Genomic DNA, 14,072 nt, shown 5'->3' with positions numbered 1-14,072 from the left:
CAGATGCGCATTGATGTACTGATTGAAAATGTTCATATTTATAACAGTTATTTTAAAACATTTATCCATGGGAATGCAGCCATACTGGACGGTAAATTTTTATATATTGGCCAAAGAGGATCGGAAAGCTTCGAAGCCGCGGAACGTTTGGACGGAAACGGCCGTTATATGATTCCAGGTCTTATTGATATCCATTTGCATATTGAAAGCACGATGGTGACACCGGAGACGTTCTCCTACGGACTCATTCGTAATGGCGTCACAACGATTGTGCCCGAACCTCACGAGATTGCCAACGTCTTCGGACTGGATGGAGTCAAGCAGTTTATGAAAGCTAGTCAGGATACTGTCGCGGACATGTTCTATGCGATCCCGAGCTCGGTTCCAGCGACATCCATGGAAACGACAGGCGGCGAGATTCATATCGCCGATTTGGATGAGCTGTTACGTACGGAACGGATCATCTGTCTGGGTGAAATCATGAATTTCGTTGATGTGATCACAGACCCCGATTGCAAAACAAATCAAATCATCAATCATGTTCGCACCAATTATCCGCATCTCATTATTGAAGGGCATGTGCCAAAGCTGTTGGATTTGGACCTGCACCGAATGATTTACAGCGGGGTCGATTCGGATCATACGCATCAGTCGATAGAGGGCATGGAAGCCCGAATTGCTGCGGGCATGTTCATCGAAATTCAAGAGAAATCAATGACGGATGAAGTTATGGCTTATTTAATCCAGCATGATGTATCCGAGCATTACTGCTTCGTTACCGATGATGTGATGGCTGACTCCTTCCAGCGCCGCGGGCACTTGAATCATATTGTGCGCAAAGCAATCGGCATGGGTATGAAGCCCGAGCAGGCCATTTATGCCAGCACACTCTCTCCAGCCAAGCGGATGCGGATGTATGACCGCGGGGTCATCGCCCCTGGCAAGATAGGCGATTTTCTGCTGCTTTCCAATCTTGAACAGCTAACGATAGAGCAGGTTTTCAAGGCGGGGCGTAAAGTTTACGATGTGGAAGAGGATTATACCCCAATCCTCAAGCCTCCGGCTTTCCCTGCGCATTATTATCAGAGCGTGCAGATGGTGCCTTTAAAGGAAGCGGATTTTGTTGTTCGTATAGAAGAAGCTGACGCTGTTTATACGTGCCGCAAGATGATGGTGAAGGATGGTTCTACATTCACAGAAGAAGGGCACGCTCAGGTTGAAGTTCGGCAAGGGAAGCTGCTATGGCAGGAAAGCGGCAGTGCACTCATTGCTACGTTCGAACGCTACGGGAAGAATGGCAATCGCGCCTACGGATTGATTGGCGGCGATACGATCAAGCGGGGAGCCATCGCGACGACGTACTCCCACGACAATCATAACTTGCTCGTTATCGGGCATAATCCCGCCGATATGCAACTTGCTGCTAACGAAGTAATTAACAATCAAGGTGGTTTCAGCGTTGTGGAAGACGGCAAAGTGATCGCGAACCTCAGGCTGCCAGTAGGTGGCATCTTAACGGAAGAGCCGCTGGAGCAGGTAGCCATGGAAGTTGAACAGCTCCGTAAAGCCATGGAATCGCTGGGCTACCAGCATTATAATCCCATCATGTCCATCAGTACGCACTCACTACCGGTAAGTCCTGCTTTGAAAATTACGGACTTTGGTTTAATCGATGTGAATTTGGGTAAGGTAGTCCCACTTATTATTCCATAGAGCAAATGATCAAGGAAAATAAAGGTGCTTAGTGGATGTTTACTTTTGTGAACATTCACTTTATTTATTTCTGAAGCTTACAAGAAAGTATTTACAAAATAATGAAAATGATTTATGATTCAAATATAGAGTTTAAATCGATTTAAAAGAGGAGTCGCTAGTGAAGAATTTAACAGTCACAATTAAGGATGTTGCTAATCTTGCAAATGTTTCAACAGCGACTGTATCCTTAGCTCTTTCCGGAGATTCAAGGGTAAATATAAAAACGAAAAAATTGGTCGAAGAAGCAGCTAATAAGTTAAATTATATCCCCAATGAGATTGGGCGCAGTTTAAGAGCAAAGAAAACAGAAACCATTTCATTCATTATCCCCAATACCTCTCATCATGTGTTTACCCACCCTTACTTTGCACAGCTACTAGAAGGAATTAATGAAGTACTCGACAATCATAATTATAATTTGCTGCTATCGACAAGCCCCTCAGAAAAAGATGAATCTGCTGCTTACAATAAAATATTAAAAAATCGACGCGCAGATGGGATCATACTTTCCTCAGCTTCCATCAATGACTTGAATATTCTAAGACTAGTTGAATCAGGATTTCCAGTTGTTTATTTAGGGAAACTGCGTCATGACAATGTGCTAACGGTCGAACGAGATGATATAGGTGGCGCTTATACGGCAACAGAGCATCTCATACGGATTGGTAGAAAGCGAATCGTACATATTACGGGGCCTTTAGATCATCAAGAAGGTATTGATCGGTTAGATGGGTACAAGAAAGCTCTCCTGGACAATAAAATCCACTTTGATGAATCTTTAATCATTGAGAAGGACTTCTCCAGAGAGTCGGGATACGAGGCTGCCGCAGAATTAATGCGTAATCATATCGAATATGATGCTTTATTTGCAGGAAATGATCTGATGGCCATTGGAGCTTTGAAATTTTATAAAGAGAACAAGATTTCAGTTCCAGGTGATGTATCTGTTGTAGGTTTTGATGATATTGAGATGTCGACGGTTGTCAGCCCAATGTTAACGACGATTCATCAGCCAATGCGAGAGATTGGTTATGCAGCCGCGGAGAAGTTGATCTCTTTTTTAAATAACCAAGAAGTACAAGAAAAAAGAACGATTATGTCTACACATTTAGTCATCCGAGAATCGTGCGGTGCTGAACGTCTGTAGACGTTCTTTTTAAACAAAAGTTAAATCGATTTAAAATTAAATTATACTCCATTTAGAAAAGAGATGATTTAAATGAAAGCGCTTATAAATGATTATGGCAACAGCATTAAACTAACCCGAAAAAAGAAACTCATCTACAATTTCAAAAGAGATGCTCCACTATATCTACTTTTATTATTACCAATGACCTATCTAATCATCTTTCGATATGCCCCCATATATGGCGTGGTGATGGCTTTCCAAGATTACAACATTTTTGAAGGAATTAGCGGTAGCGAGTGGGTTGGGTGGGATGTCTTTAAGTTTATTTTTGATCAAAACGGTTTTTATCGCGCTCTCAAGAATACGCTCGTTTTAAATGTTCTGGATTTAATCGCGGGCTTCCCAGCTCCCATTATCTTAGCAATTCTGCTGAATGAACTGCGGCACGTAAGGTTTAAAAAAATTGCGCAAACCGTTCTATACTTACCGCACTTTTTGTCCTGGGTCATTATTGGCGGGATGGTCTACCTCATGTTTTCTTCAGCAGGCATGGCGAATACGGTATTAACAAGTCTTGGCTTTGCTCACATTGAGTTTCTATCGCAGAAAATAAACTGGCTCATCATGTATGTGGCTATCGGCGTTTGGCAAAATGTGGGCTGGGGAACCATCATTTATTTAGCAGCCATAATCGGTATTAATAAGGAGCTCTATGAGGCTTCAGATATTGACGGTTGCAGCAGGCTTCGCAAAATGTGGCATATCACGTTGCCGGGGATCAAGCCTACGATTATTATTCTGCTTATTTTACAAATTGGAAGGATGCTTTCGATCGGATTTGATCGGCCGTTTGTTATGGGGAATTCACTTGTAAGCGAATACTCGGATGTCATCTCAACCTATGTTTATCGTATAGGAATTGGGTCGGGAGATTTCTCGCAGGCAACTGCAGTGGGATTATTTCAATCCGTAATCGGATTAATATTTTTACTAACTGCTAATTATATTGCCAAGAAAGTTGGTGAGCAGGGAATATGGTAAGGAGTGTGAGTAAGATGAACAAGACGTATAGAACGAAACCATCCGATATGATCATTATGCTATTCATTATTGCAGTTTCGATTACATGCCTCATCCCATTTATGTACATTACTGCGCTTTCTTTTAGCTCGAATAATGCCATCATCTCTCAAAAGGTTATGCTTTGGCCGGTAGAGTTCACGTTAGAAACGTATAAAACGATTTTGAGTGATATGGACATGATTTATGCGCTAGGCTACACGATTGTTCTGACAGTTTTATACACAATCATTTGTATGTTTTTAACCATTTGCGCAGCGTATCCGCTTACAAAGAAAAGATTAAAGGGCAGAAACTTTGTTTTATCTATCATGGTTTTCACGATGTACTTCAGTGGAGGACTAATCCCTAGCTATCTACTCATAAAAAATTTGGACATGATGAATACGATTTGGAGCTTAATTTTGCCTGGCGCGATGAGCGTGTTTAACTTAATTATTCTAAAAACTTTTTTTCAATCGCTTCCGGAAAGTTTGGAAGAATCGGCATCCATAGATGGGTGCAGTGAACTTGGAATTCTAGTGCGAATTGTACTTCCGCTTTCATTGCCTTCGATTGCAACGTTAAGTTTGTTTTACGCGGTCGATAGGTGGAACGGTTTTCAGGATGCGCTGTTTTATATTACGGATAAAAATTTGTACCCGATGCAATTAAAGTTGTACCAAATTATTACGGCCAATCAACTGTTGGATTCGCAGCAAGGTGAAGGCAGTAGTGGCAATTTCATTGTACCGGAGTCGTTGAAAGCAGCCAGCGTGATGTTTGCGACAGTGCCAATCCTACTTGTGTACCCGAAGCTTCAGAAATATTTTGTTGAAGGGGTTATGACAGGAGCTATAAAAGGCTGATCATTGGCATTGAACTTGATGTCACATGAAAGGTGGTGGTTTGCGTACGTCTTAGGAAAGTTGGATGCTATGATCATCGTCAAAAAAGGGAAGGTTCTTGCACAATATACTAAGGGAGAGGTTACTATGAAATTTAAAAAAATGCTAACTTTATTACCAGTTTCAACCCTATTGATAAGTGCATTGGCAGGCTGTGGCAGCGATACGAAGACAGAGAGCAAATCAACAGCAGCGCCAACTTCAGCGCCTACGGCAGCTGCGAAGCCTTCAGGCCCACCGGTTACATTAACGGTTGAAATATTTGATAGAGGGATTCAGGGACAGCCGGATTTAAACAATAACACATGGACCCGCTATATTAATGATAATTTTGGGAAAGCAAATAACGCGATTGTAAAGTTTGTTCCAGTACCCCGGTCACAGGAAATTGATAAGCTGAATGTATTAATGGCAGCTGGTGAAGCGCCAGACATTTCGTTTACTTACGACGGTCCAACCGTATCCAAATACGCGAAATCAAATGGTATTGCTGATGTAAGTGATTTATTGGCTAAGAGTGGGAAGGAATTAACGAACTATCTAGGCAAGACCGTACTTTCTTATGGACTTTATAATGGTAAACAGATGGCCATTCCTGCCAAAAGGACTTCACTAGCCAATATAGGTATGTTTATTCGAAAGGATTGGCTAGATAAATTAGGCATGCCAGTTCCTACGAATAAGGATGAATTGTATAATACGTTAATTGCATTCCGCGACAAGAATCCAGGCGGTGTCAATGGTGTTGTTCCATGGGGATTGGCATCAACGGGGATGAATTATAACCTAGGAAATATAAGTGAGTCTTTCTGGGGGAAACAAACAGATGAAGAATTCCACACAACTCCCAACTGGCTAAAACCTGGAAACAAGGATGCACTTAAATACCTTAACAAACTCTACAATGAAAAGTTAATTTCGCCAGATTTTGCTCTGGATAAAACAGCGAAACAAGCTGATGCTGACGTAACTAACGGAAAAGTTGGATTCTTCGGTGCAAACTGGGATTACCCATTAAGACAAAATATTAGTGAGCCCCTAAAAGCCAATGTTCCTACGGCTAGCTATGTGCCCATTGATGTTTTCAAAAATTATGAAGGGAAATTCAAGAAGAATGCGTATAACGAAAATGGCGTGAATATCATTATTCCAAAGTCGAGTAAAAATGCCGAACTGGCCGTTAAATATTTAAACTGGATGTCTGATGTGAAAAACTTATTCTTCCTTCAATACGGTCAAGAAGGTGTAAATCACAAAATGGTAAATGGTATTCCTCAAGTGATTGCCCAAACAGGGGACAATTTGCAGACGTCCTATCTCAATCTAGACTACACCTTGGTTGTCAATGGCGCGGAGCTAGGCGATCAGCAGAAGAACATTAAGGCTCTAGCTGCATCGGCGCCTGGACTTGAAGCTGTTGCAGAACAATCCTACAAAATCAATACGACAGATACTTATACCGCTTTCTTCTATGATACACCGAATGAGTCCAGTATTAAGTTCGGCAAAACACTTGGGGATATGGGCAAACTCATGACGGATAAGTTGATTAATTGTAAGTCAGCAGAATTCGATGCCTTGTACGATAAACTGGTTGCAGAATATATGGCTGCAGGCGGGCAGGCTGTTATGGACGAAAATATTAAAATTTACAGGGCAATGCAAGCGTATAAGAAGTAATTGGAAATTAAGTCTTAATACCAGAGGAACGTTAGCTTGAACGCTTCCTCTGGTATTAAATAAAACATGACGGGAGAGATATTTATGTACAAAAGTAAAAAATATCGAGTTGCGTCCTTTCTACTGCTGTTAACCTTGCTGATCAGTTTGATGCCTTCAGCCGCATTTGCTGCTCCCAAGTCTATAGTAAAAATTGCTCTCTTTTCCGACAATTTTGAAAGCGCTTCAACAGGAAATTGGACAGCTCTAAACGGAACTTGGGGGAATTACAATGATGCAGGAAACAAAGTTTACAGGCAAAGTAGTCTAACTGGTACGACTAGAAGCGTAGCTGGAGATGCCAATTGGGCTAACTATTCATTTAGTTCAGATGTAAAGGTAGAAACATTGGGTAGTTATTCAACCAATTCGGTACATCTCATGGCAAGGTTTGTTGATATTGATAACTACTATGATCTTACTTATACATCATCTAATCAAACCCTCGCTCTCAGGAAAAAAGTAGCTGGTACATGGACCGTGCTGCAATCCATATCCAACGCACTTACGAACGACACCGAATATAATTTAAAAATCAACGTAAATGGCAGCACAATATCAGGTTTTGTAAACGGGGTACAAAAGCTTACTGCGTCAGATACGTCATTTACAAACGGGAAATTCGGATTTTCTACATTCAATCAGTCAGCGAAGTTTGATAACGTTGTAGTAAACCCCGTATTTACAGAATATGAAGCAGAAAATGCTGTACTAACAGGAGTAACTGTAGGTGGTTCCAGTGCAGGTTATACCGGAACTGGTTATGCAGACTTCAATAATAATTCCGGCGATTCAATTCAATGGACTGTAAATGCACCAATCGCAGGTTCCTACACATTGGAATTCAGATATACTAACGCAAGTGGGGTCGATCGACCTTTAGAATTGAAAGTGAATAATACCTTAGCTACAAGTGCGTTTTCATTCCCAGTGACTGGCGGATGGTCAGATTGGGAAAGAATTTCAACATCTGTTAATCTTAATGCGGGTAATAACACTATTAAGTTGACATCAAACGGAAGCAACGGACCTAATATTGACAAACTGATTGTTTCTCAAATTACAGACTATGAAGCTGAAAATGCGGTATTATCAGGTGCGAATGTTGCTAGTTCCAGTGCAGGTTATACCGGAACTGGCTATGCAGATTACATTAACAACTCAGGGGATTCGATACAATGGACAGTAAATGCTTCTAACGCGGGATCCTACACATTAGAATTCAGATATGCGAACGCGACTGGAACGGATAGACCTCTAGAATTGAAAGTGAACAACACCCTAGTTACAAGCGCACTATCTTTCCCGGCTACCTCTACTTGGACAACTTGGGGAAGCACATTAAAAAAGGTTAACCTGAATGCTGGTAATAATACAATAAAATTGACCACAAACGGTAGTAACGGAGCTAATATTGACAAGTTGAGCGTTTATCAAATTACAGATGTTGCGCGTTCAACTGCTGTAACCATTGATTATTCCGTAGACTCGGGAGCTGCCAATCAATTGGCAAGCGGCTTCCTACATGGGATTGGTCCTGTCTATCCGGATCAAAAGTTAATTAATTCTTTAGCCGTGAGGGCTGTTAGAGGAGCCCCTCACCATGCGATTTTACCAAGTCTTTTTGATCCCACGACCTATAACCGTGTTAAGGCCACGGGAGCAAATATTATGATCGGTACGTATTATGGTTATACAGATGTCAATGGAGGAGCAAAGCCCGGAGGAGACTATGTGGCATGGGAAAACTTCGTGCAGGATTATCTGGATGAAGCTACACAAAATAATTTTGATGTGTATTCATGGATTACATGGAACGAGCCAGATCTTCAATGGTCAGGCAATATAGCTGGATTCAAAGAGACGCATAAGAGAGCTTACAACGTAATAAAAGCTTGGAATCCAAATGCCAAGGTTCAGGCACCTGAATGGGCAGTATACAATTCGGATAGAATGAAGGACTTCCTGACCTATTGTAAAGCGAATAATTGCTTACCAGATATTTTGAGCTGGCATGAATTGAGTGGTACCCCAGATGATATTGAAGGTCATACACTGGAGATAAAGAACTGGATGCTTGCAAACGGGATCACGCCAATGCCATTAGCTGTTACCGAGTATCAAGGAGTAGGCGAGGTTGGTGTAAACCAAGGGCATGATCCAGGTTTATCCGTTGCAAACATCGCAAGGCTAGAAAGATCACAGCAAAACGGTCTGATTTATGGCCTTAAGGGGAATGATCAGTGGCAAGGTGATGATCCAAACTTTAAAGCAGGTTTGGACGAATTAGCAGATATTAATACATTGTCTCAGCCTACAAGTCGCTGGTATATGTACTATTGGTATGCAAAGGCTACGGGCAGAAAGGTGAAAACCATTCAAAATAATGATCAGGTTGAGGCTTTCGCGACCACCGACAGCACAGCGAAAAAATCAATCGTGCTTCTGGGAAATCCGAATGATATTGTTAGTTATGATACACCGTTGCAATTAAATAACATACCAGCGTACCTTCAAAATGCGGGAAAAGTTAATATTAGAGTTGAATCTGTCGGCAATAACAATGGTTTAGCAGAGCAAGGAACATCGATATTACTCGATGGTAATTATACGGTTACGAATAATTCTGTATCTATTTCCTTGCCGAGTATGGGAATTGATACGGCATATATCGTTAAAATTACGCCAGGGACTACCTACGAGTTCCAGGCAGAATCGCTTTCCCAAACCAATTCCGGAAAAACCCACAGTATATATTCAGAAGCTCAAGCATCAGGAGGCTCAGGAACAACCTATGCAGCCAATGCAGTAGGAGACTGGGTAAAATATACGATTAATGTACCGATAGCAGGAACGTATAACATAAAAGCCTTACTGAAAAAGGAAGGCAACAGAGGCATATCACAGTTATACGTGAATAATGCGGCTCAAGGAAGTACGGTTGATCTATACGGTCCCTTCCTCTACTTTGACGCAGATTATGGCAATGTGACGTTCTCAACAGCTGGCAATCAGACACTGGAGTTTAGAGTCACGGGCAAGAATGGTTCAAGTTCGAACTACAACCTTGCATTTGATAAGTTTACAGTAACAAAACAATAAATTAGCATTTGAAAGATAAGTTATAGACAAAAGAGATTGAATAGGATTTGCATAATAACATAGTAAATCCTATTCAATCTGTCCTATTCTCATATTTTTCAGTAACATCGTCATATCGTTGGCGATTTTTTTATGTGGGTTCGTCCCTCAGGGGGAACTATAGGGTGAAAGTCCGATCAGGGCTAGCGAACGCCTAGTGTAGCCAATCTCAGTGGTGGGATAGGTCATGCGTACCAAAAAAAGTATTTACAAAATAAGGGAAATCGTTTATTATTTAATTATAGGGATTTAAATCGATTTAAATCAACAAATTGGCCATAGTCTATGAGATAAGAAAACCAAACTCGCCTCATTTATCATTTCCAATACCTATAACCATGTGAATACTCACCTTCACCTTCACCTTCACCTTCACCTTCACCATGCTCAGCTACTAAAAGCGTACTGATAAAGCATAGAAGTTTTTTCGGAATAAATTTAAATCGATTTAAAAGCTAAACTCAATGATTAATTTAAAACCGCTGAAAAGTATATTAATCGATTCTTAATGAGAAAAGAGATGATTAAAATGAAAGCGCTTTTAGATGAATCCGCGCATGGAACCAAATTGCACTGAAGAAATTTAATTTTGATATTATTCGCATTCGAGTGCAATAAAATCAGTAATTCTTCGTTGGTGGCAATAGCAGGACCATGCCATTTTTCCAAGGAACAACTGAAATAATGGAAAGGAGGATTTGCTTGAGTGCGTTTAACTTGAAATTAAATGATAAAGGAGATGTGAATGATGATCAAAAGTAAGAAAAAGTTCATTGTGCTCTTTTTTCTCGTGTTAACGTTGCTGATTGGTACGCTGCCTTCAGCTGCAGTTGCTGCTACGTCCACTACTGTAACCATTGACTATTCCGTAGACTGGGGGGCAGCATCTCAATTGGCAAGTGGTTATCTACATGGAATCGGACCTGTCTATCCGAATCAAAAACTAATTAATAGTTTAGCAATTAGGGCCGTTAGAGGTGCTCCCCACCATGCGATCTTGCCGAGCCTATTTGATCCCACTACCTATAACCGTGTCAAGGCTACAGGTGCAAAAATTATGATAGGTACGTATTATGGCTATACAGATGTTTATGGAGCAAAGCCCGGAGGCAACTATGCGGATTGGGAAAACTTTGTTCAAGACTATTTGGATGAGGCAACACAAAATAATTTTGATGTGTATTCATGGATAACATGGAATGAGCCAGATCTCCAATTTTCAGGCAATTTAGCCGGATTCTATGAGACGCATAGGAGAGCTTATAACGTAATAAAAGCTTGGAATCCAAATGCCAAGGTCCAGGCTCCTGAATGGGCGGTATACAATTCGACTAGAATGAAGGACTTCCTGACCTATTGTAAAGCGAACAATTGCCTTCCGGATATACTGAGCTGGCATGAACTAAGTGGTACCCCGGATGATATTGAGGGTCATTCACTGGAGATCAAGAATTGGATGCTTGCAAATGGGATTACACCAATGCCCTTATCTGTTACCGAGTATCAAGGACCTGGCAATATTGGCATAAACCAGGGCTACGATCCGGGTTTATCCGTAGCAAACATCGCAAGGCTGGAAAGATCGCAGAAACACGGAATGATTTACGGTCTTAAGGGAAATGATCAATGGCAAGGTGATGATCCCAACTTTAAAGCAGGTTTGGACGAATTAGCAGATAAGAATACATTGGCTCTGCCAACAGGTCGCTGGTATCTGTATTATTGGTATTCAAAGGCTACGGGCAGAAAGGTACAAACCAGTCAAAACATTAATCAGGTTGAGGCTTTTGCGACCACAGACAGCACAACAAAAAAATCAATTGTCCTCTTGGGAAATCCGAGTGATAGTGTTAGTTATACGACAACCTTGCAACTGAATAATATTCCTTCATACCTTCAGAATACAGGAAAGGTTAATGTAAGAGTTGAATCCGTAGGGAATACACTTGGTTTAGAACAACATGGTACAAACATTGTACTCGATGGTAATTATACGGTTTCGAATAATTCTGTATCGATCACCTTGCCGACTATGGGAATTGATTCGGCCTATATCGCTAGAATAACTCCGGGGACTACGTATGAGTATCAGGCAGAATCGCTTTCCCAGACCAATTCTGGAAAAAGCCATAACGTATATTCAGAAGCTCAGGCATCAGGAGGTTCAGGAACAACATATGCAGCCACTGCGGTAGGTGATTGGGTAAGATATACCGTAAATGTACCAGTAGCAGGAACGTATAATATGAAAGCCTTACTGAAAAAGGAAGGCAACAGAGGCGTATCACAGTTATACGTGAATAATGTCGCGAAAGGAAGTACGGTTGATTTATACGGACCCTTCCTCTACTTTGATGCAGATTATGGAAACGTGACTTTCTCTACAGCAGGAAACCAGACGCTGGAGTTTAGGGTCACAGGTAAAAATGGTTTGAGTTCAAGCTACAACCTTGCCTTTGATAAGTTTACATTAACAAAGCAATAAATGATCTTTGAAAGGCAAGTTTAGAAAAAATGAAGATTGCATAGGATTTGTAGCATGACATAAGAGTCCTATGCAATCTCTTTTTCTAATTTAAATCGATTTAAAATCGGCAGCTATGAATAAGTGCAGTGAACTGGGAATTCTTGTGATAAGAAAGGTGGTGGTTACCGTACTCATTAAGAAATATAGGTAATGGTTTCAAGGCAGTAAAGGGAGTCTCATGCGAAAAAAAACGAAGGAAGAGGTTAAACATGAATTTCAAGAGAATGCTGACTTTATTACCGGTTTCAACACTTTTAATCAGTGCATTGGCAGGCTGCGGAAGCGATTCGAATACAGATAGCAAGTCAACAGCAGCAGCAACAGCTGCACCAACGGCAGCGGCGACGCCTTCAGGCCCGCCTGTTACTTTAACAGTTGAAGTATTTGATAGAGGGATTCAGGGACAGCCAGATTTAAACAATAACACATGGACCAGGTACATAAATGATAGTTTTGGAAAAGCGAATAATGCGATTGTGAAATTTGTTCCAGTGCCCAGATCACAGGAAGTTGATAAGCTCAATGTATTGATGGCAGCTGGTGATGCACCGGATATTTCATTTACTTATGACAGCCCAACCGTATCCAGATACGCCAAATCGAAGGGTATTGTTGAACTGAATGATCTATTGGCTAAGCATGGCAAGGAATTAATGAATTATCTGGGCAAAACAGTACTTTCTTATGGCGTTTTTGAGGGGAAGCAAGTGGCAATTCCTGCGAAAAGGACTTCACTAGCATGGGGTGGCCTGTTCATAAGAAAGGATTGGCTGGATAAATTAGGGATGCCAGTTCCTACGAATAGAGATGAATTGTATAATACATTAATTGCATTCCGTGATAAAAATCCAGGAGGCGTCAATGGCGTTGTTCCTTGGGTAGTGGCGACGGGGAGTAATTACAACTTTGGAAATTTAGCCGAGTCTTTCTGGGGGAAACAAACAGATGAAGAATTCGTTACAATGCCAAGCTGGCTAAAACCTGGCAACAAAGAGGAACTTAAGTTCCTCAACAAACTCTACAATGAGAAATTAATTAGCAAGGATTTTGCTCTCGACAAAACAGGGAAGCAAGCAGATGCAGATGTAACCAACGGAAAAGCAGGATTCTTCGGTGCGAACTGGGATTATCCATTAAGACAAAATATTAGTGAGCCATTAAAAGCTAATGTGCCTACTGCCAATTTAGTGCCAATTGATATTTTCAAAAATTATGAAGGGAAATACAAGAAGCTCGCTTATAACGAAAATGGCGTCAATGTCATTATTCCTAAGTCGAGTAAAAATGCAGAGTTGGCCATTAAATATTTAAATTGGATGTCCGACCCGAAAAACTTATTCTTCCTCCAATACGGTCAGGAAGGCGTAAATCACAAGATGGTGAATGGCATTCCACAAGTTATTGCTCAAACAGGGGACAATTTGCAAACGTCCTATCTCAATTTGGATTATACCTTGGTTGTCAATGGCGCCGAACTTGGCGACCAGCAGAAGAATATTAAGGCGCTAGCTGCATCGGCTCCTGGCCTCGAAGCTGTTGCAGAACAATCCTACAAAATCAATACAACGGATACTTATACCGCCTTCTTCTATGATACGCCGAATGAGTCCAGTATTAAGTTTAGTAAAACACTGGGGGATATGGGCAAACTTATGACGGATCAGTTGATCAACTGTAAACCGGCAGAATTCGATGCCTTGTACGATAAACTGGTTGCAGAATACATGGCTGCAGGCGGGCAGGCTATTATGGACGAAAATGTGAAAATTTACAGAGCAATGCAAGCTTATAAAAAGTAAAAATGCTCATATAGCAACTCATATAGAACGGTAAC

General features: G+C 41.1%; 8 protein-coding genes. All 8 read left to right on the top strand.

Features of this window, described 5'->3' with window-relative positions; genetic code table 11:
• Positions 1-3: 3 nt before the first annotated feature.
• The 8 genes from J2736_RS10565 to J2736_RS10530 all read left to right on the top strand — a co-directional run bounded on the left by J2736_RS10565 (position 4) and on the right by J2736_RS10530 (position 14,037).
• On the top strand, positions 4-1,713 hold the full coding sequence (locus J2736_RS10565) for an adenine deaminase C-terminal domain-containing protein (protein ID WP_310226211.1): 1,710 nt from the start codon (positions 4-6) through the stop codon (positions 1,711-1,713).
• Positions 1,714-1,873: 160 nt separating this feature from the next.
• Complete coding sequence (locus J2736_RS10560; protein ID WP_310226209.1) at positions 1,874-2,902, top strand: LacI family DNA-binding transcriptional regulator; 1,029 nt, start codon at positions 1,874-1,876, stop codon at positions 2,900-2,902.
• 72 nt (positions 2,903-2,974) lie between these two features.
• The gene (locus J2736_RS10555) at positions 2,975-3,925 is read left to right on the top strand and encodes an ABC transporter permease (RefSeq protein ID WP_310226207.1); all 951 of its coding nucleotides are present in this window, start codon (positions 2,975-2,977) and stop codon (positions 3,923-3,925) included.
• 14 nt (positions 3,926-3,939) lie between these two features.
• The gene (locus tag J2736_RS10550) at positions 3,940-4,812 is read left to right on the top strand and encodes a carbohydrate ABC transporter permease (RefSeq protein ID WP_310226204.1); all 873 of its coding nucleotides are present in this window, start codon (positions 3,940-3,942) and stop codon (positions 4,810-4,812) included.
• A gap of 126 nt (positions 4,813-4,938) precedes the next feature.
• Positions 4,939-6,531 (top strand): extracellular solute-binding protein, encoded by a 1,593-nt coding sequence (locus J2736_RS10545; protein WP_310226202.1) that lies wholly within the window; start codon positions 4,939-4,941, stop codon positions 6,529-6,531.
• A gap of 84 nt (positions 6,532-6,615) precedes the next feature.
• Entirely contained in the window at positions 6,616-9,672 is a 3,057-nt protein-coding gene (locus tag J2736_RS10540) for a carbohydrate-binding protein (protein WP_310226200.1), read from the top strand.
• A gap of 784 nt (positions 9,673-10,456) precedes the next feature.
• On the top strand, positions 10,457-12,196 hold the full coding sequence (locus J2736_RS10535; protein ID WP_310226198.1) for a hypothetical protein: 1,740 nt from the start codon (positions 10,457-10,459) through the stop codon (positions 12,194-12,196).
• Positions 12,197-12,462: 266 nt separating this feature from the next.
• A complete protein-coding gene (locus J2736_RS10530) occupies positions 12,463-14,037 on the top strand; it encodes an extracellular solute-binding protein (protein WP_310226195.1) in 1,575 nt (524 codons plus the stop codon).
• Positions 14,038-14,072: the final 35 nt, after the last annotated feature.

The sequence above is a fragment of the Paenibacillus qinlingensis genome, assembly GCF_031455095.1.
Taxonomy (GTDB): domain Bacteria; phylum Bacillota; class Bacilli; order Paenibacillales; family NBRC-103111; genus Paenibacillus_E; species Paenibacillus_E qinlingensis_A.
This window is presented reverse-complemented; position numbering and strand designations above follow the sequence as displayed.